Raw genomic sequence first — 21,062 nt, 5'->3', positions numbered from 1 at the left:
AATATGAAAAAGAAATTTAATATAATGCTCTGCACCCTTATAGGTGTATTGAGTGCTTGCAATGAATACGATTTCGACCAGGAACAATACCGGAACGAAGTAGGCTTACTCAGTAATTCGAGTCTGATCTACGACCGGCAGGTGGCTAATGTAGGACAAGAAAAAGATACGATCTATCTGGTTGCCACGGTTAGCGGCTCACAAATAAGCCCTAACACACACCATGTAGCTCTTCTGGAATCGGATTCTTTGCTGAAAGCATACAACAAATCCAACTTTGATATAGAAAAAGAAAAATTTGCCAAACTGCTTCCCGATGAATGCTATGATTTTCCCAATAAGGAACTGGATATTCAGGCAGGCACTTCCAAAGTAATGTTTCCGATCTATCTGAAAAATCTGGAAAGGATTTCACCGGATTCTATTTATTTTCTGGATTACAAGATAGATCCGGAAAAAACACCTAATTATAATCCGGATAAAAGTCATGTATTATTGCGTATCTATAAAGAAAACTATTACGCAACGACAAAGACTTCTACCTACTACAATTATACAAGCAGTACGATTGTAATTCCTAACCCCAGTGGTAGTCCCGAAGTCCGTAGACCGACAAATGCCAATCAAGTATTCCCGATCGGTGCCAATTCGGTACGCATGATGGCAGGTGATGAAGATCTTGGCGATTATAAGACAGCAAGAAGCAGAATTGTATCTAAGAGTATCATTCTGGAAATTGGCGAGCAGCAACCGGAGAATCCTCAGGCCAGAGAACTTACCATCAGAGCGCATGACAGAGTTAATGATGTGGAAGTGGATCCGGTCGATGTAGTACAACTTACCCCAATCGATGATTACGACAACACATTCCTGTTAAACGCTATCCGTACTCCCGACGGACGTGCCACTTATTACAAAGAGTTCCGTCTGCATTATAAATATCGCCTGGAATCCACCGCCCCTTACCGGGAAGTGAAAGCCAAACTACGATATGAATTTAACCCAAGAGTAGATAACTTGTAATCAAATCAAATGAGTATGAAAAAAAATATATTAATCATCGGGCTCGCAAGCATATTCGGAATTGCTTCCGGACTTATCTCTTGTTCGCCCGATTACGAAACCGAGTTTAAAGTAGAAACGCTGGTAGTTCCTGATAAAAGTCAGGCACCTATCACTTTCCCACTTCTGGGAGGAGAACATGAAATTGAAGTGCAGACCAATGTACCACTCGACAGATGGAGTGCCCAGTCCAATGCAGAATGGTGCAAGGTAGTACAACACGAGGGCAAAGTAGTCGTATCTGCCAGTGCAAACAATATATACAAACAACGCCGGGCAGAAATCACTGTAGCCTATGGTCATCAAAGCTATTCCATCACTGTCTCGCAGTTTGGTAAAGAACCGGCCATCCTGATAGGTGACAAGCTACAACAGGAAGGATATGTAGAAATAATAGATGCAGAAAGAGAAACATTGACAATTCCTGTAGCGACCAACCTGAATCTGGATAATATCATTATACCAGACACTTGCAACTGGATACGTCTGGCAGAGCAACCTGCCACATTTGATGCAAAGACGCGTGCAGCGGAAGACGTAAACAAACAGGAACTGAAATTTACGCTGGATAAAAGCACCGAGACTGACGTACGTTATTGTACGATTATCCTCCAGTCTTCCCAGAATTACAGCTATACAGCTTCTTTCCTGATAAAGCAACAACCTAGAGGTTATATAGTCGAAATCGATGAAGACAAGAAGATCTATGAAGTGAAAGCAATGGGAGAAACAATCACTATTCCTTTCAAAGTAAATTCTCCTGCCGGTGAAGTGTCATATACCTATGAAGTCGAAGAATCCGCCCAATCCTGGATCACTCCAGTATCATTACCCGCTTCAAGAGCACTGCGTGATGTCTCCGAAAGCTTTATCATTAAAGCCAACACTGAAGTTGAGAATCAACCTCGTGAAGGAAAGATAACCTTCAAGAGTACCAATAGCACCGACAAAGTACCAAGTCAGTTCGTAGTCACAGTAAAACAGGCCGGATTTATCGCGACACCTCCTTTAAATGTGATCAATGCTACTGCTACTCCGGGAGCCGGAAGTATTCAGCTGCAATGGGAGATACCTGAAGATGTAGACTTCAACAAGATAAAGATTACCTATTACGATAAAGTCACGAAAGAAAATAAAGAGATCTTAATAAATGACTATAAGACAACATCCTATATCATAGATGATACTTACCAATGTGCAGGTGAATACTCATTTACTATCAACACCTATGGTCCGACTGGTATGGAGACAGATAGTCCGGTAACAATAACAGGCATTTCCGGCGAAGCTTCCGAAATGGAACGTGTTACTCTTACTATCGATATGCTTTCCGACAATGCTAATCATGTCGGAGACGGAGGCGGTTTACCGGCATTGATTGACGGGAAGGTGAATACTTATTATCATACCAAGTGGAATGCTCCTGTTACAACAGAAGCACATTATGTCCAGATCAAACTGAACAAACCATTAAAGGACCTTTGTTTTGAATATGATGCACGTCAAAGCAGAGTGAATAACGGAGGTGACGTAAAAGCCGCAACAATATATGGAAGTATGAACGGTGAGTTCTTTGAAAGTATGGGTAATGAAGAATTCAATCTGCCGACAACAAACGGTGGCCATGCCACAGCTAAAAACAATGTGAGTGGAAAGCAAGCTTACAACTATATCCGATTTACTCCTACGGCTCGCCGTGACAAAGATCCATTGGATTATACTGTCGCAGGCAGCGCATGGTGGAATATGTCCGAAATATACCTTTACAGAATAAGACATGATGAAGCCTGGGCAAGAGAGCAGCTAGGCATTTAACAAAACAAGAAAAGACTGACGAAGAACAAAATAAGATCAGATTAGACACATTTTCTTATCGAGTTCTTCGCCAGTCTTACTTTTTATAAAATTGGATGATAAGAATTATGAATATGAAACCCAAGAAATTAAGCCTCTTATTAACTATCTTGCCAATGATTATTGCAGCTACAGGTTGCCATTCCCGGCAAGAGTCTAAAGCAGACATCACTCCTCATTGTATCAATCTTCAGGCAGACAGCCTCTACCAACAAGCAATAGCCCTGATGGAATCTTCCTATGATGTAGACTCCACCCGAAAATGCATCCGCTTTCTGGACAAAGCTTTGGCAATCGACAGTTTAAATCCCGACTATTATGGCATGAAAGCCAAACTTTTATCTGAAATGGGAGAACTGGACTCCGCCCTATACATACAAACACTTGCTATGGAGAAAAACGCAATTACCGGTGAGTATCTGTTCCAACTGGGACTACTTCAAGCTGCCAAAGATATGCACGCTGAAGCCCACGAAAGCTTTGGAAAAAGCAAGGTTTTCCTTCAAGCAGTACTAAAACAATATCCCGACAGCTTGGGAGCTTTTATCCTGGCAGAAGCCGCCAATTCTCTCTACGAAAATAAAGATTCACTTTTCATGAGAAATATAGATGAAATCCGTAAACGCTTTCCCGAAAGGTTGCTGGAAATAGAGATGACCCGAAGGGTGAAACCGCATTCGCTGGTCAATCAAATAAGAAGGATTCAAATAGAAAAGGATTATAATATTGATTTTGATATGGATAGTCTCGTTGAGGCGACTGTAGCGAAATAACTTTTTTCCAAATGAAAAATGACAGCACTTTTGCCCTCACGCTCTCATTTCCGCCTCAATCTCCCCTATTCATCGAAGTTACAGCGATTAGAGATCCAATGGTAGCAACGTGAGAGCAACCGTTTGCCCTCACGTTGCTACCAATCATTCTATTTTCAGCAAATGATAAAGTGTCCCCTTACCGGACTTCCGGCAGGGAATATTCAGCTTCTGAAGCGCACGGCCGAACACAGCTACCTTATTGATAGCCAACCTGTCCCGTGTCTTCGTCTGCAAATAATTCAGAATCTGCATGGACGTCATCCATTCGCCTCCCTCCTCTTCTTCCGCCGGACGGAGATAACAATGGAACAACTGTTCCAACGGGCTCGCCTGCTCAAATTCACGGTTCGTCTGCTTCAAAATCTTTTCATCCTCATCATCCAGCCAGTAACGCTCACCCTTATAAATGGCTTCCATCGCCTGAGCATAAAGCTGTTTGTAATTGATGGTAGCATTGGTTTTGATAGGAGCTATCACCTCAATACAGATAAAACGACGGCTGCCACTTGGATCGGCAAGCAAATCTTTCTGATTGCTGGTGCCGATAAAGGAAGCATAACGACGCATTTCACGAATAGTATTGCCATGAGGCTTGCGCAAGTTAGCAACAGGCTTTTGCAACAAATGCTTCAGAAACCCCTGCTGGCTGACATTGATCTGATCGAACTCATCAATGTTGATCAGAAAAAAACGTCCTAAATAACGCTCCGCTTCCTGCTTACTCTTGAAATCGATACTGTCCGTATAGCCGAAACGCAATTCAGGCGGCAGGATAATCCGGCAAAATGTTGACTTACGATACCCTTGCGGACCAACAAGCAAAGGTGACGTACTGTTTCCATGCTGCCGATCTACCCCTCTCCAATGTGCCACCATGCTCAGAAACCAACGATAAAACAACTCCTGCCAGTACGGATTCGTGCATGGAACCAATCCTGCCAATGCACGGATACGGTCTTTCCCGTCCCAACGGCCGACATCATAAAGATATTCTTCTACAGGATTGTACAAAGGAACATATTCCGAATTCAGAAAACGGTCTACATCACGATCCCAGGCATTGATCCCTTCTTTCAAGGCACAGATAGAGATACTGTTGCGCACACGTTTGTCCACGGGCTTAAAGTAAAAGTGGATGGAATCACGCTGGCGGTATTCCAGATCATCCAACACGGTGTTAAAACGAAATTCATAACGACGGTTCATAAATTCTTCCAGCAGAAAAGCCGTCTCCTGCTCCCTTCCGATACTGTTTTTCTTACCAAAACCCTTACATTCCTGATAAAGATTATGAATCGTCGAGCGTATGATTCGCTCATCCTCTTCCCGATAGTAATGAATGAGTGTCTGCCGGACCGCTTCTTCTTCGGGGATACCCGCTTTGAAACAATGCTCGGCAAGGTGTACAAGCAAAGGTTGCAAATCATCTCCACGCTTCCAGTCTTCCATTTCCTGAAATGCCCTGTTCAACGCCGCTTCATAAATCTTCGTGAAAGTTTTTGCAGACTCATATCCCGGTTTCAATCGCAACAACAGATTCTTTTCACCCTGCTTGCGCTGCCGGAAAGTTTCTTCACCGGGCATAGCGAGCGGTTGTTCCAGACAGAACGGCACTGCATCGGGATTGTAATATGGAGATTCGTCCAGTGTCATGCGACACTTCTGTGTCAGCACCGGTGCTTGCAGATTAATATCATAAGGAAGCATCGGCTGGTAGCACTTTACCGCCAGCCAGTAGGCATGAGCATGAAATAATTCCGCTTCCGCTTCTTTTTCGGGCAGTCCTCTGTCATCCGGCAGGGCAAAACGCACCCATATCTTCACGCTACGGCCACTGGAACCACAGAATGCGGCGAAAGTCTGAGGCAAGAGTGCCGCCTGCCGTTTCACATATTCCATTTCGGACGGGCCTGCCAGCCGGTTCACTTCCAACTGCACCAGTCCGTTATATTGTTTCATTTTTCGTTCGCCTTCTTTAGTGCGGGTACATTCTACGGCAGAATAGATATATGGCAGTTTGTCTATATGTTCGTACTGGCTGTACGTACCTTCCAGCATCGGTATCAGGTTTCGCAAAGCCGTAATGTGTCCCGATTTTGTCTCCGTTTTCATTTTGTTGAATAATGTACCTGCTTCGCATATGCTTAGAGCTTCTTTTCCACTCCCGCTGTCTTGTCTGATTAAAGTTATTTTCATTCTTTTTTGTCTGTTTATCTACCAATATTGTTTATCGCTTAATTCCTGTAAAGGTACGATATTATATTACGGCATACAAACTTTTCCTCTAATAAAAACAGACTTTTTGCTCGCATTAACCTTATAATAAAATACGACATCAATCACACGTAGATGGTTCATTTCTTACCATGATTTCCCTATATCATTGTATCTGAATGGCTTACAGTTTCCTTTAATTTCTTATTTTGGAAACGAGCGTTCCCTATATCGGAAACGCTCGTTTCCTGCCTTGGAACTGGCGTTCCCTTATAAGGGAACGCCAGTTTCCCAAGCAGGAAACTGGCGCTTGACTTATATGATTGGATTGATTTGACCGCATGAAATGTTTCAATCAACCTGATCTTTCAGGAAGCATTCAATCATATATCGGTCAATAATGCGTGAGTTATCAGCTATTAACACCTGATTTCTCAGTTATTAATGGCTGAAATATCAATCGTTAATAGTTGACACTTCAGATATTAATACTCTGTAAATCAAATAATAGCAGCAAAAAACAACATATAATGCGACGGAACTGAGTGAGAGCAACCGTTTGCTCTCATACTTGCCACCACACTTGCTACCACACCCGAAACCACGATGAATAAAGGGATACAGACAGACTGTTAGAGCGTGAGGGCAAAAGTCGTGTTGAATTCCTATGGAGCGTAAATTTGAGTATGAGCTTTATTTAGTCCGATATCTTAAATTATCAAACAGGCGTTCTATCAACCGTCTGTCTTTTACAATAATATCGGCGGTTCCTCCCAACTCATATTTAAAGTCGAGAGTCTCTTCATAATTAGTTGTTAATCCGTTGGGCAATTCAACGTTAATCAAATATGTTTCAATGGTCTTTTCTCCTGTTTTCTGCGTTTGGGTGACCAAAGAGATAGAAGATACATATCCTTCTATATATCCATACTCCATGTAGGGATAGTTCTCTAACTTAATAACGACTTTACTGTTTTCTTTTACATTTCCGGCTCCATTGGCCGGAAGCAACACCTGACCATATATATGGTTTTCCTTGGGTATCACTCCAAATACCGCTTCTCCTGCCTGCACAAATTGACCATCTGAAATAAATTTCAGGAACTCTACTTTTCCATCAAAAGGAGCTTTGAAAACATATTTCTGTTCCCATGCGGCCATATTTGCTATCAAGTTCTGATGAGTGGACAAAAGTTCCACTTTCAGTTCCCGTTCTTTCTCCAGTTGTTCCACTTCCAGTTGCTCCAGCCGATGGTATGCTTCTGTGATTTGCATGCGGGTCGAGGCAATCTCCCTATTTATGTTTTGTACCTCCTGTACTGTTGTCAGGTAATTATTTTTAATCTGATCGGTCTCATATTCATAAGTCGCTATTTCCTGCTGATCAAGAGAGACATAACGTTTAAGCCATTTCCGGGCAACATCCATTCTATCTTTTGCAGCTTTCTGCGAGTCCTCCGCTTCTCGGACAATCTTCTTTTTCCATTCAATGCTCGTCGTGATATTCTCTCTTTGCTTTTCGTAGACATTCTGCTGCAGATAGTCACATTGAGCTTTCAGAGCTGCAAGAAAGGCATAGTATTGAGGGTTGATTTCTCCTAAATATACCTTGTCGGGAAATGTATCTTTAAGAGCAAGCAAATGGGTGCCATCGAAATCTATTCGATTTATTAAATCCGCAATCTTCCGCACATCCTCTGTAGAAGCAGGATTTTGCACGACCGCTATATATTCCCCCTTCTTCACCTCCTCCTGTGCTTTGTGCGAAAGAAGCAGCAAATTCCCCGTACTGTTGGCAACAAGCCTTACGGTCGGGTTCTGCGCATTAATTTTAATTTGCCCGGTCACCATATCCGGGTATTTGATAATCCATCCGAACAATAGAAATAATGCTGCAAATACAATGACCGCCAGTGCCACCCATTTTCCGAAAGCCATGGGCATCCGGTCAATAATCTCATCCAGTTCTTCGCTTCTTCCGGATGATTTAGTCTGCGCTTTCTTCTGTGGAGAAGGTGTTTGTTTCCGGTTCATATTGGCTTTGAATTAAGTTGTAATAATACTGTTTGTTTGTCATCAGGCTTTGATGATTGCCTGTCTCTATGATCATTCCCGCTTTTAATACGATGATTTGGTCTGCCCTGCGAATCGTACTTAGCCGATGAGCTACCACAATGACTGTCCTGTTTTTGAAAACGTTATTTAATGCCCTTACTATCTTTTGCTCATTAATCGTATCAAGTGCATTGGTAGCTTCGTCCAGAAACAGATAGTCCGGATCCTTGTAGAGCGCTCTTGCTATCAGTACACGCTGCCGTTGCCCTCCACTCAAACCTCTGCCCATTTCTCCGATCATTGTCTGGTATCCCTGCGGCATAGCTTCTATCTCGTGGCTGATATTGGCTACTTCAACAGCCTTCTGCAATGCCTCATAATCAATATTGGCATCATCCAGTACAATATTGTTCTGTATGGTGTCATTAAACAATTTCCCGTCCTGCATCACGCAGCCGCATTTAGCACGCCAATTGCGAAGACTGATATTATTCACGTTCATATCTCCCATACAGATTTCTCCGTAAGAAGGCATGTATAGACGCAACAACAGTTTGAGTAAAGTAGATTTGCCGCATCCGCTGTCTCCGACAATAGCGGTCACTTTTCCTTTAGGAATCTGCAAGGTGATGTTTTTCAAAACCAGCGGAGCATTTCTCGAATACTGAAATGATACGTTCTTCAGATATAAACTTTTGTCTACAGGCAAACTCAGACTGTTGCTTATCACAGGCGAAGAATCGTCTTCATCTTTCAGCTGATGAATTTCATTGATACGCATAAAGCTGATTTTAGCATACTGGGCAGATTGTATAAAACTGACTAACTGTGCCACAGGTCCGTTCAGCATCCCTATAATAAATTGCGTTGAGATCATGACTCCGAAAGTGATATCTCCATTGATAACGGCGATGGCACAGTAGAACGTGACGGCAATATTCATCATACTATTGATAAATTGCGCCCCAAGCGACTGTGCATTATTGATTTTCAGCACTTTCAGATTCAACCGGTATATCCTTGCCTGTATAGCTTCCCATTTCCAGCGTTTAAGGTCTTCGTAATTGTTTATTTTAATCTCCTGAACATTTTCGATGGTTTCCACCCAGTAACTTTGGTTCTTGGCATTCAGTTCGAAATACTCCCAGTCGAGCTTTTTACGTATGCTCAAAAAGGTGAAAATCCATGCTACATAAATCCCACTGCCCGCTATAAAAATAAAAAAGATCATAGGATTATAAATCAACAGTATAATGCTGAATACAACGAATGTAATGATAGAGAAGAACATCCCCAAGGAGTTGTTCATCACAAAGCTGCGTATTCTTTCATGATCGCCCGCCCGTTGAAGGATATCACCGACCAGTTTGTTTTCGAAGAAAGTCACCGGTAATTTCATTAATTTGATCAGATAGTCCGATATGAGGGAGATATTGACACGGGTAGAAACGTGCAGCAAGACCCAGTCTCTTAATACATTTGACAGCGTTATACTAAGTAAAAGAACAATATTGCCGATTAGCATCATGTAGATGAAAGATATATCCTGAGTATATATACCTATATCTATTACAGATTTTGAGATAAACGGAAGTACTGCTTGCAGTCCGGTGGCTATCAACATGATAGCGAACAATATGCCGAATGCTTTTTTATATGGCGTAAAATAGTTGAGAAGGTTTTCGAAACTTTTGAATCTTTCGATCCGTTCATGAGCTTCTATTTGCTTGAAGTTTGCCATAGGCTCCAGTACCATCAGCATCCCGAATTCTTCCCCTTCCTTATACCATCTGTCTTTGAAATCCTCTTCCGGATAGGAAAGCAAGCCTTTGGCAGGATCGGACACATATATCTTCCCTTTTTTTGTTTTATACACAACTATGAAGTGGTGCTGGTCCCAGTGTATGATACATGGCAGTGGAATCCTGTTGGTCAGATTCTCCATAGTCGCCTTAACCGCTACAGTTCTTAGCCCTATTTTTTCGGCAGCATAGCTAATATCCAAAAAGGAAACTCCTTCTCTGGTTATCCCACATAAATCCCTCAAATATTGCAACGAATAGTATTTGCCGTAGTATTTTGCTATCATTTTGATACATGCTGGGCCACAGTCTTTTGCATCCATTTGGTACTCCCAGGGGAATTGTCTTGTTTGCATAAAAAAAGATTTATATTTCTTGCAAAGATGCGAAATTTATTTCTATATTTGCAGAATCACACAAATAAAATTTAATACTTATGAAGCAAAAATTAACAAGAGCACTCATTGATGAGATTCGGAAAGAGATGCCAGTACTGACAGAAATGGAAATGAGATGTTGCAACGGTGGAGATGGTGGAACTACAAGTTGGGATTGTTTATTCAATTGCATGCACCATATGGATCCCTCCCGATCTGCGCAAGATTATGCTAATGATTATAAAGATATTTATGGTCTTGATCCTACAGCAATGGGAGGAGTTCCCAATGAATTAATTGGAAATGTCCTTAGCGTTATGGGATTTGGTAATACAGTTCCAGGTTCAATGACTTCTAACAGAGACTATTATCAAGTTGCAACTATGGTAAATCCTGATGGCACAGGACATACTATTATAGTCTTTGCAGTACCAGATGAAAACGGAAAAATCTCTTATTTTGACCCAACCCTAGAGGGGGAAGATGGGAAAAAGGTAAGAAAAGTAGACATTTCGGATATATCCACAATATATCGAATAAAAAAAGCCGACATTGATACTACCATTGGTGCTCATGAGGAAAGCTACGGCTATGCCTATGGTTATTTTGGTTATGGTAATTACGAAGATAGTTATGGCTATGGTAATAGTTATTACGGGAATTATAATTATGAAAATATTAGTGACTACAATGGTACTGCTAACAGTGATTACAGTTACTATAATTAATACTACAATTAATAAAAAGCTATGCGAGTTCTGCAAGATTTAGTCTTGTTATCATTATTACTTTTGAGTATATCAAAAGTATATTCTCAAGAAGATAAAAAAACTAAAGAATTATTCAATTCTGGTGGATATATATCTGATGGATATGCATTGGATAGAAACCAAGTACGATTTAATCAGTCCAGCGATTTTGTATTCCATTATATTCCCGGCGGTGATCGATTAACATGCATTACTTCAAAACAAGTTAGAGACTACAATCGACATTATAATTGTATACTATCAAAAGACAGTAATTTTATTGCATACGTATCTGTGCCTCCCATATTTTGCGGGGATAAAGATTCCATTTATGCTGACTTTAGTTTTAAAACAGGATTTATGATTGAAGTGAATACTTATCATTTAGAAATAATCAAAGGAGATTTTTTTGTAAATACAGGGGAAAGAGTGACCTCTTTATGCGACCTTCCTCTCACTTATAAATCTTTAAAATATGCTCGTAAAGCATATAATGCGGATACTGTAATTACATATCCTTTAAGAATGTGGGAAAATTTAGAAAATAAGTATAATCATTGCCAAGTAATGATTATTCAAAAAAAACGTCGCGGATGTATTGTTCTGTATTGCTTTTATAATGACAAAGGTGCTAGAAAATTAAGTCAATATATAAGATCATTAAAAAAGGTATTTTGGTATAGAGAGCCTAAAGATTATATTGAAGTAATAGATCCACCAATCATAGAAGAATACGAAATACCTCATTTAAAAGCTAAAGAAAAGTCCGCTGATAATTAAGATGCAAATAAGATGGGGATTTATCCCATCGTTTCTATATTTGTGAAATCACAAAACTAAAATCAAACACTTATGAAACAAAAATTAACAAGGGCACTTATTGATGAAATTCGAAAAGAAATGCCTGTATTGAGTCAAAATGAAGAAAAAGGAGTAATCGGAGGTACTTTATATGTAATTGGAGTGGATGGGCGTGTACTTTACTCTAACGAAACAAATACAGATGAGGTTCTTGTATCAATGGGATCATGGGATGGGGCTCCAACAATGGAATTGCCTAAAGGTACATCTTTTCAAATATCTTCTGGTCAATTGGTTATTGAAGGTACTAGTGAACAGAATCGAGATATCTATAGTTTTTTAACTCAAAATACTTCTGTAGAATGGTCTATGTGCGTGGATAGTTCAACTTATCATTTTTTCGCAGGTACCAATCATCAAGAAAAAGAAGTGTCAATGGCGTATAGTGGATGTGATATAAAATATCATAACCATCAGAGTGAATATGCTAACTATCCAAGTGATGCAGACTATGAAACAAAGAGTAAATTACAAGAAATTGGATATAAAGAATTTTATATTTATCATGAGCCAACTGATACCTATATTCCATATTGAGAACAACAATTATGAAAAATAGAATTATATCACTTTTCATATATTTATTGCCTAGTTTAATCTATGCTCAAAATAATGCAGACGACAAATATGAGATTCTGTCTCTAACTGACATGTTTAGTCTTTTCAAAGATAGTAAAAATAGTGTTCCTCAAGATTATGACGAAATATATGTTCCCGGTTACTTCTATGAGCCTTCCTTTATGTATCCTTCACCTTTAAAGAAAGAATTTTGTTGTGTAGCTCAATGGAGAATCCCAAACAGAAACTGTAAGTATCTATTTTTAGAAGATATATTTCCGCAAAACAAAGATTCCTTAAAACAAGCTTCTCTTGAATTACAAAAAATAAAAGAGAAATATGGAATGAGAGAATCAGCTATGTATCAAGATGTGCCCGCAGGTTATAATGGTATAATTGCCAAATGGTTCACTGGTAGATTATTCGTTTTGCATTGCCCAAGAAAGCTATTTAATACAGTTGTATCAAAGAAAGCTTCACTCATATCCATTCATAAAGGTAGGATATCTGACGAAAAACAAATAACTCCAGATGAGGGTAAGTTTGAATCTTCTTGTTTTCCACAAAAAGGAGGCATGATATTAATACGCGAAGACGGATGTTGGTATGATGACATTAAAAGGAATATAGATTTTTTAATCTCTCCCCTAATTAATGAAAATTTTTCTACAGAATTTAGCAAACATGTTGGGAGGGAATATTCATTTCTATTGGAAGTAGTCCCTAAAACAGGACAAATTATTCCACACCTCTTATTGCCGAAAACATTATCTACCGACGAGAAAATGATTGTATCTTATTTAGAAAAACAAATAAGGAAGTTTCCTGAAAACAGTTTTGGCCCCCTGATAACCATTGACAAGAAAATATTATATGGTCGATATTTAAAATTTATTGTAAAAGATGAAAAGTTTAAGATTGAAGACTACCTTGAATATTGATATTAAGTCAAGAAACAATACTAAGTCACTGATTTCGAACACTGCTTATTGAAATTGCCACAAAGAAGGACTACAACCATTCTGCCATAGTACAATTCAATATTGAAGATTTCCCTATTAAAGCGAGTTAATATAAACGAAGTATGAAAAATAATTTTTTGGTGAACTTTATATTATTACATGGATATTCATTAGACAACTCTAGTCTGATGTTTGGTAAAATGGGGTATTCTTTAATTCTTTTCGAATATTCTCACTATTTTAAGGATGCTTTAGCTGAAAAACATGCTTTTGAGTTATTGCAAGAGGTACTAGCTTCTCCTATGAAAAGCAATACATTTAATGAAGGAAAAATGGGAATAGCATGGTCTCTTATTCATCTTATTGAAAAAGAATATATTGAAGCTGATTATCTGGAATTATATGGTCAAGAACATAAAGAAATAGTAGCATTCATAAAACAATTAAAAACAGATATGAACAATATTGTATCTAAAAACGACGCTATATCGTTTTTAATAGCTTCTAAATCATATATTCAGGAATCTGATTTTGATGAAATACTTCCCAATTTAATAGAGAACCTCTATGATTACCTAAAACAAATTCCTAAAAGTTTGTTTGAACGTAATTTGTTCTATTACCATGCTACGAAAATGCTCTGTCTCTATAATCTTTATGAAGAATTAAGTATTCGAGGAGAAACATTAATTGACATAATAGTACAAACACATAAAAAATTAATCAGTGATAAACATGTTTGTACTAATATATCATTTGGGGTCAATCTTTTGCAATATGGTTTGTGCCATAAACGCAAAGATATCATAAAGCTGGCAAATGCGATTATAAAATGCTACTTTTCAAATATGGTTTTGGAAACCCTAAACTTAAAAGAATCAATTGATGCTATTTACAATCTGAATAAATTACAACTTCTTAATAAAGAAAGTGAATGGACATCTTTAAAGAAACAATTGTCAAGCCTCTTGTTTAATAAAGAATCTTATTTATATAAAGAAAATCGGCTGACATTAAGTAGACTAAAAGGAGGAATTCCCCAATTGTTACTTATGGAATGTCTTAATTTCCAAGATATAAAATCCACCGGACACTATATAATGCTGAAATGATAGAAAAAAATGTTGTAATCCTCAGAATAGAAACTGGCAATCCATCCGGTGTTGTACGCTATATTCAAATGTTAACAGAAGGTATGAAACATATGAACGGCATTAAAGTTCATATTATTTGTTTAAATACCAGTCTGATCTTTCCCAAATTTGAAGTGACAGAGGATAGGATAATTGCTAATATCCCATATCCTTCTAAATCCAAGCCTCTGAGAAATGAAATATATTGGCTTACTAAGTATTTTAACGTCGTATCCGACTTAATATCTCCCTATTTTAAAAACAGGAAACAATTAATTTGGCATGTGCAAGAATTATTACTAGTAAAATTAGCGGATATTTTAAAGTTATCTTTAGGCGGACATATTTTAACCCATTTACATATCATTCCTTGGAAACTAAGTCTTGAATATAATGAAAGTCTGTTTAAGAAACAGTACTCTCAATGGTTGAATAACACATTCAATTTAATAAATGAAAATCAACTAGAAAAGATTGCATATCCTTTATCTGATAGAATTATATGTGTTTCTTATTCCGCAATGAAACACATTATTTCAGCATATGGTATCCATCCAGACAAAATATCTGTTATATATAATGGTATGGATGATACGGGAATCACCTTGCAGGAAAGAAAATCTAGAACACCAGAGATCCTTTTCGTAGGCAGAATCAGTCGTGAAAAAGGAGTGATTTGTTTACTTAATGCATTAAATAAAGTAGCCAGTAGAGGGTATTTTTGCAAACTGAAATTAGTTGGGCAATGTACCGGATATATGTCATCTCATATCCGCAAAGCATACAAACAACTAAAGATTGACATATTAGGGACTGTTTCTTTTAATGAGCTGAAAGAACTATATACAACAAATACTATAGGAGTCATTCCTTCTTTACATGAACAATGTAGCTATGTGGCTATTGAAATGTCCATGTTTGGTATGCCAATGATCGTATCAGATGTAGATGCACTTTCCGAAATGTTCGAAGATGAAGTAAACGCTTTGAGAATCCCTTTAGTGTTTGATGAAGATTTTGGTTTAGAGCTAGATGAAGAGAAATTAGCAGACGCCATCATCCGCTTGATAGATGATGAAGCCTTAAGGCTAAAACTGAGCACAAATGCAATCAAGAACTACCAAGAAAGATTCACTCTGGAAAAGATGATAGAGAATACGATTAATGTATATGAACAATTAATAGAACAAGACAATGCCTGAAATAACAGTTCTAATGCCCGTCAGAAATGGTGAGAGATATATAAAAGAATCTATTGATAGTGTTTTGAATCAAACACTGACCGACTTTGAGTTTCTTATTATAGATGATGGTTCAACAGACCGGACAGTAGAAATCATTCAAGGATATACAGACAAAAGAATACGTTTAGTCAGAAAGGAGCATCAATTTATTCAAAACTTAAATGAAGGATTAGAGTTGGCTTCCGGCTCTTATATTGCACGCATGGATGCCGATGATATAATGCATACAGAACGATTAAGAATTCAATTAAAACGTATGAAAAAAAATCCGGATATTACAGTTTGTGGAACATGGGCTAAGATTTTCAGCGATAAGGGCAACGAAAGAAATGTTTCCCACCTTGGATATGGAATCATACACGAACCTGTGTTGGAATTACTAAAATACAACATGCTACTTCATCCTAGTGTGATGATTAAAAAAGAGTTTCTGCTTAATCACCATATTGAATATCAAAATTACCCCTGTGTGGAAGATTATAAATTGTGGTTTGATATAGCGAAAGCTGGAGGAATATTATTTGTAGAACCACAAGAACTATTAATGTTTAGAAGAAGTGATACGCAGGTCACCGTAACGAAGAAAAAGGAAATGTCTTTAGGTTCTATCCGTTTGAGAAAGGAAATTCTTCTCTATCTTCTCTCTGTATATAATAATAAAACATTAAATAGCCTATTATCCGACTTTGAAAATTTAGAAAAGAATAAATGGATGTCTAATGAAGACATTTTTCGTTTTTTTGTGAATCTATTTAATAGAATACAACGCGATACAATGGTTTAATCTTTCAATTGAAAATTAATAAATTATTTTAGATAGAATTAGAACAACCATGAATATCGCTTTTTTATCTTCATCAAACCCTAATGATCAAAATAACTGGTCAGGTACTCTTTACTCTCTATACACTTCACTTCAAAAGAAACATAGGGTGATATGGGTAGGCGAAACTGTGTTTGCTGAGGTTTGGGAATTCCACAAAGCCAATTTCAAAAACAATGAAACATTCTTTCCTGAAAATTATGCGTTGCTTTTTGGTAAATTGTTTTCTGACCTATTGAAAAAGGAATGTTATGATGTAATTATATGCCGAGATTATTTCTTTGCCGCATATCTCGTTTCGGATATACCACTTATTTATATTGGAGATACTACATTTCATCTGTTTAATCAATACATGAACTGGCAGGACAAAAGTCTTACCAAACTAGCCGAACAACTGGAATCACTCGCTATACAAAAGGTGGATAAAATTATTTATTGTTCGGAATGGGCAAAACAGAGCGCAATGCAGGATTACAATGCTGATGCCGAGAAAATAGAAGTGGTTGAATTTGGAGCGAATATCACAGAGAACATCCCGATTCCAGATAACGTATCGCCGATAAATGCACCATGTAACCTCTTATTTATCGGAAGAAATTGGAATATGAAAGGTGGAAATAAAGTACTTGAAATTTATCATAATCTAAAAGGAAGGGGATTTCAATGTACGCTTACTATTGTAGGAAGTGAACCTCCAATGTCCTTACCAAATGATCCGAATATTGAAATATACCCTTTTATCGACAAAACAAACTCCAATGACAGGTTAAAATTCCATGAGATCCTGACACGATCGCATTTTCTGATTCTGCCCACTCGCTTTGATTGTTTTGGAATAGTTTTCTGCGAAGCATGCGCCTATGGTATTCCATCGTTAGGCACTAATGTAGGAGGTGTATCACAGGTTATCAAAGAACGAGAAAATGGATTTCTGTTCAACATCGATGCTTCTTCACTGGAATATGCTGATAAAATAGAAGAGATATTCAATAACCATATAACATATTCCAAACTAAGGAAAACTGCACGAAAGGATTTTGAAGAACGTTTAAACTGGGATATATGGCTCGATAAAAGCAATAAGATTATAGAACAGCTTGCATCCGAGCATCAACCGGATTTTTATCTTCCGGTTTATGTTATCAATATGAGAGAAAGAGTGGAACGTAAACAACATATTACTAAGGAGTTCGACAACAAGGAAGAATTCGAGTTAAATTGGGTAGAGGCTTCGGCCCATCCTATCGGTGCAGTAGGTTTATGGAATAGTATGATCAAAATCATAAAAATGGCAAAAGAGAAAGGAGATGACATCATTGTCATTTGCGAAGACGACCATTATTTCACGGAAAATTATTCTCCCAAATTACTGTTCAAAGAAGTTACAGAAGCTTATATACAAGGAGCGGAAGTACTTTCCGGTGGTATTGGAGGATTTGGACAAGCGATCCCTGCAGGATATCATCGTTATAAAGTTGACTGGTTTTGGTGCACACAGTTCATTGTTATTTATAATCGTTTTTTTGATAAGATGCTGGATTATTCGTTTCAGAATACTGACACAGCCGATGGAGTAATATCCAAACTAGCCACAAACATAATGGTTATCTATCCTTTTATCTCAGAACAAAAGGATTTTGGGTACTCGGATGTTACTCAGAGTAATATGGAACAGCAGGGTAAAATAAGAGAGCATTTTGCAAGAGCGAATAAACACATGAAATCAATAAGTCTGAAATAAAAGAAAGATTGATGACAATGATAAACTTATTATTTATACAAAATAAAATAGTCTAATGGAAAATCTCATTTTTGATATAGGTTTTCATAAAGGAGAAGATACCCTTTTTTATCTTTTGAAAGGGTATCGGGTAATTGCTGTGGATGCTGACCCTAATTTAATAAATGAATGGCAGAATATTTTTAAGAAATACATAGAGAATGGAAAGCTATTGTTGCTAAACTATGTGATTTCTGACACAAATGACGTAGACACCGATTTTTATATCGGTCCAAATACCATTTGGAGTTCAACTAAAGTTTCTATTTCTTCAAGAATGTGCTGCAAGGCTATTAAAAAGAAGATTAAATCAAAACGGCTGGACCATTTGTTTCATGAATACGGTACTCCTTTTTATTGTAAAATAGATATAGAAGGAAATGACATCATTGCACTGCAAACGATGGAAAAAGTGAGTGAGAAACCTCTATATATATCAGTAGAAACTGAATGCATAGGAGAAGATGAAGATATAGCAGGACACGAATTGGACACTTTGAATGCTTTATATCAGCTAGGATATAGAAAATTCAAGTTAGTTGATCAAAGAACACTTACCGTACTCGACTATAATTGTTTTTATAAGAATAATTCTGAACATAATTGGTTCGAACAAATAGAAACCAATTGTAAGTATGCCGAAGAACTGATAGTTCTCTCCGATACTGATCAACGAGTGAAATTTACCGATTTCTTCCCCGGTTCTTCAGGACCATTTGGAGAAGAACTAGCCGGCAAATGGTATGATTACCCTCAAGCAAAGGAAATGCTTAAAAAGCATAGAGAAGACAAAATGAGACTGAACGAACCGGCATGGACCTTTTGGTGCGATTGGCATGCAACGTTTTAACAAATATAGTTACACATAAAAACAATAGAACTATGAAAATACTACAAGCAATAACCTTGTCAGCATTATTACTTTTGAATATATCAAAGGTATGCTCTCAAGAAGATAAAAAAACTAAAGATTTTTTCAATTCTGGTGGATATATATCTGAAGGATATGCATTGGATAGAAACCAAGTACGATTTAATCAGTCCAGCGATTTTGTGTTTCATCATATTCCTAACGGTAATCTAATATGCATTACTTCAAAACAATTTAGAGCACATGCATTTAGTCGACATTATAATTGCATACTATCAAAAGACAGTAATTTTATTGCATACGTATCTGTGCCTCCCATATTCTGCGGGGATAAAGATTCTATTTATGCTGACTTTAGTTTTAAAACAGGATTTATGATTGAAATGAATACTTATCATTTAGAAATAATCAAAGGAGATTTTTTTAGGAATACAGGAGAAAGGGTTACTTCTTTGTGTGATCTTCCTCTCATTTATAAATCTTCAAAATATGCTCGTAAAGCATTTAATGCGGATACTGTAATTACATATCCTTTAAGAATGTGGGAAAATTTAGAAAATAAGTACAATCATTGCCAAGTAATGATAATTCAAAAAAAACGTCGTGGATGTATTGCTCTGTATTGCTTTTATAATGACAAAGGTGCCAAAAAGCTAAGTCACTATATCAGATCATTAGAACATGTCTTTTGGTATAGAGAACCGAAAGATTACATTGAAGTAATAGATCCACCAATCATAGATGAATATGAAATACCTCATTTAAAAGCTAAAGAAAGATCCGCTAATAATTAAGATGCAAAAATAAGATGGGAATTTATCCTATTACTTCTATCTTTACAGAATCACACAACTAAAATTTATCAGAATGATTATAATGGCTACAATTATTAAAGTGTAAAACAATGAGAATACTACAAACAATAATCTTATCATCATTATTACTTTTGATAGCATCGAATGCTTATCCTCAAAAAGATAAAAGTCTTCAAAATGTTTTTATCCCAGAAGGTTATGCACTAGATAGAAATCAAGTACAGTATAATCAGCCTAAAGATTTTATATCCTATATCGATTCTTTAGGAAAAAACAAAGTTTATTTAGGATGCTTTCTTGCAAAAGAATCTAAGAGATTACCAAGCTACTATCGCAAATCCTTTCTATCCAAAGATAGTAATTTTATTATACTCACTGCTATTCCCAGTATATTTTGCAGACGCAATGATTCAGTCTATGCAGATTTTGATTTGCTTCCAGAAATGAAAGTTGAGATGAATACTTATCATTTAACCCATATTAAAGCGGACTTCCTTAAAAATACGGGAAAACGAGTCGCTTTTTTATCTGAATTACCTATAACTTATAAGTCTTCCAAATATGCCCGTGAATCCTTCAATGCAGATACTGTTATCACATACCCTTTAAAAATGTGGGAAAAATATGAAAATAAATATACTCATTGCTTGGTCATATTAATTCAAAAACGATATCGTGGTTGTATCCCTCTTTATTGCTTATACACTGACGAAGGAGCTAAGAAACTCAACCACTATATCAAATCATTACAAAAGGTGTTTTGGTATAGAAATCCGAAAGATTATATCGAAGTAATAGATCCTGTCCCAGAGACAGATAATATATTTATTTTGCCAAAGCGAAATGAATCAGATACCGTACGTATAGTTGGTCAATTATGAAAAATAGAATTATATCACTTTTCATATATTTATTGCCTGGTTTGATCTATGCTCAAAATAATGCAGACGACAAATATGAGATTATGTCTCTAACCGACATGTTGAATCTTTTTAAGGACAGTATCAAGACGTACCAGCAGGTTATAATGGTATAATTGCCGAATGGTTCACTGGCAAATACCTTGAATATTGATATTGAGTCA

Annotated in this window: 18 protein-coding genes; 15 read left to right on the top strand and 3 right to left on the bottom strand. The window is 37.2% G+C overall.

The features are described 5' to 3' along the window. The first annotated feature begins 3 nt into the window (after positions 1–3). The 3 genes from NBH01_RS06905 to NBH01_RS06895 all read left to right on the top strand — a co-directional run bounded on the left by NBH01_RS06905 (position 4) and on the right by NBH01_RS06895 (position 3,689). A complete protein-coding gene (locus NBH01_RS06905) occupies positions 4–1,023 on the top strand; it encodes a BT_3044 domain-containing protein (protein ID WP_008764488.1) in 1,020 nt (339 codons plus the stop codon). A gap of 9 nt (positions 1,024–1,032) precedes the next feature. After that, positions 1,033–2,877, top strand: coding sequence for a BACON domain-containing protein (locus tag NBH01_RS06900; RefSeq protein ID WP_008759967.1), 1,845 nt, complete (start codon positions 1,033–1,035; stop codon positions 2,875–2,877). Positions 2,878–2,990: 113 nt separating this feature from the next. Continuing rightward, positions 2,991–3,689: a tetratricopeptide repeat protein gene (locus NBH01_RS06895; RefSeq protein WP_016268369.1), complete on the top strand. Its 699-nt coding sequence runs from the start codon at positions 2,991–2,993 to the stop codon at positions 3,687–3,689. A 144-nt stretch (positions 3,690–3,833) separates the two neighbouring features. Here the strand turns inward: NBH01_RS06895 and NBH01_RS06890 are convergent, their stop codons facing one another. The 3 genes from NBH01_RS06890 to NBH01_RS06880 form a co-directional block, all read right to left on the bottom strand. Next, positions 3,834–5,927, bottom strand: a complete 2,094-nt coding sequence (locus NBH01_RS06890; RefSeq protein WP_061474384.1) for a BT4734/BF3469 family protein — start codon at positions 5,925–5,927, stop codon at positions 3,834–3,836. 711 nt (positions 5,928–6,638) lie between these two features. Next, a complete protein-coding gene (locus tag NBH01_RS06885; protein WP_061474383.1) occupies positions 6,639–7,979 on the bottom strand; it encodes an HlyD family secretion protein in 1,341 nt (446 codons plus the stop codon). After that, positions 7,933–10,158, bottom strand: a complete 2,226-nt coding sequence (locus tag NBH01_RS06880) for a peptidase domain-containing ABC transporter (RefSeq protein WP_008759963.1) — start codon at positions 10,156–10,158, stop codon at positions 7,933–7,935. The genes NBH01_RS06885 and NBH01_RS06880 overlap by 47 nt, the downstream gene beginning before the upstream one ends. An 80-nt stretch (positions 10,159–10,238) precedes the next feature. On the opposite strand from NBH01_RS06880, the gene NBH01_RS06875 reads away from it, so the two are divergent. The 12 genes from NBH01_RS06875 to NBH01_RS06820 all read left to right on the top strand — a co-directional run bounded on the left by NBH01_RS06875 (position 10,239) and on the right by NBH01_RS06820 (position 21,014). Next, complete coding sequence (locus NBH01_RS06875) at positions 10,239–10,907, top strand: hypothetical protein (RefSeq protein WP_008759962.1); 669 nt, start codon at positions 10,239–10,241, stop codon at positions 10,905–10,907. Positions 10,908–10,928: 21 nt separating this feature from the next. Next, entirely contained in the window at positions 10,929–11,708 is a 780-nt protein-coding gene (locus NBH01_RS06870; RefSeq protein ID WP_008759961.1) for a hypothetical protein, read from the top strand. Positions 11,709–11,780: 72 nt separating this feature from the next. After that, a complete protein-coding gene (locus NBH01_RS06865; protein WP_008759960.1) occupies positions 11,781–12,326 on the top strand; it encodes a JAB-like toxin 1 domain-containing protein in 546 nt (181 codons plus the stop codon). An 11-nt stretch (positions 12,327–12,337) separates the two neighbouring features. Further along, a complete protein-coding gene (locus NBH01_RS06860; RefSeq protein ID WP_074856385.1) occupies positions 12,338–13,288 on the top strand; it encodes a DUF5030 domain-containing protein in 951 nt (316 codons plus the stop codon). Positions 13,289–13,431: 143 nt separating this feature from the next. Next, positions 13,432–14,421 carry a hypothetical protein gene (locus NBH01_RS06855; RefSeq protein ID WP_008759958.1) on the top strand — a complete coding sequence of 330 codons (990 nt, stop codon included), beginning with the start codon at positions 13,432–13,434 and terminating at the stop codon, positions 14,419–14,421. Further along, positions 14,418–15,644, top strand: a complete 1,227-nt coding sequence (locus NBH01_RS06850; protein WP_008759957.1) for a glycosyltransferase family 4 protein — start codon at positions 14,418–14,420, stop codon at positions 15,642–15,644. The genes NBH01_RS06855 and NBH01_RS06850 overlap by 4 nt, the downstream gene beginning before the upstream one ends. Next, positions 15,637–16,470 carry a glycosyltransferase family 2 protein gene (locus NBH01_RS06845; protein WP_008759956.1) on the top strand — a complete coding sequence of 278 codons (834 nt, stop codon included), beginning with the start codon at positions 15,637–15,639 and terminating at the stop codon, positions 16,468–16,470. The genes NBH01_RS06850 and NBH01_RS06845 overlap by 8 nt, the downstream gene beginning before the upstream one ends. 49 nt (positions 16,471–16,519) lie before the next feature. After that, positions 16,520–18,253: a glycosyltransferase gene (locus NBH01_RS06840; RefSeq protein ID WP_022471528.1), complete on the top strand. Its 1,734-nt coding sequence runs from the start codon at positions 16,520–16,522 to the stop codon at positions 18,251–18,253. A gap of 55 nt (positions 18,254–18,308) precedes the next feature. Then, the gene (locus tag NBH01_RS06835; RefSeq protein WP_008759954.1) at positions 18,309–19,142 is read left to right on the top strand and encodes an FkbM family methyltransferase; all 834 of its coding nucleotides are present in this window, start codon (positions 18,309–18,311) and stop codon (positions 19,140–19,142) included. 32 nt (positions 19,143–19,174) lie between these two features. After that, on the top strand, positions 19,175–19,957 hold the full coding sequence (locus tag NBH01_RS06830; protein WP_022471527.1) for a hypothetical protein: 783 nt from the start codon (positions 19,175–19,177) through the stop codon (positions 19,955–19,957). A gap of 110 nt (positions 19,958–20,067) precedes the next feature. After that, positions 20,068–20,859, top strand: a complete 792-nt coding sequence (locus tag NBH01_RS06825; protein WP_008764468.1) for a hypothetical protein — start codon at positions 20,068–20,070, stop codon at positions 20,857–20,859. Beyond that, entirely contained in the window at positions 20,856–21,014 is a 159-nt protein-coding gene (locus tag NBH01_RS06820; protein ID WP_008764467.1) for a DUF5030 domain-containing protein, read from the top strand. The genes NBH01_RS06825 and NBH01_RS06820 overlap by 4 nt, the downstream gene beginning before the upstream one ends. Positions 21,015–21,062: the final 48 nt, after the last annotated feature.

The sequence above is a fragment of the Bacteroides sp. B1-V-101 genome (assembly GCF_023656585.1).
Classification (GTDB): domain Bacteria; phylum Bacteroidota; class Bacteroidia; order Bacteroidales; family Bacteroidaceae; genus Bacteroides; species Bacteroides thetaiotaomicron.
The sequence above is the reverse complement of the archived record's forward strand: the minus strand, read 5'-3'. Positions and strand labels throughout refer to the sequence as shown.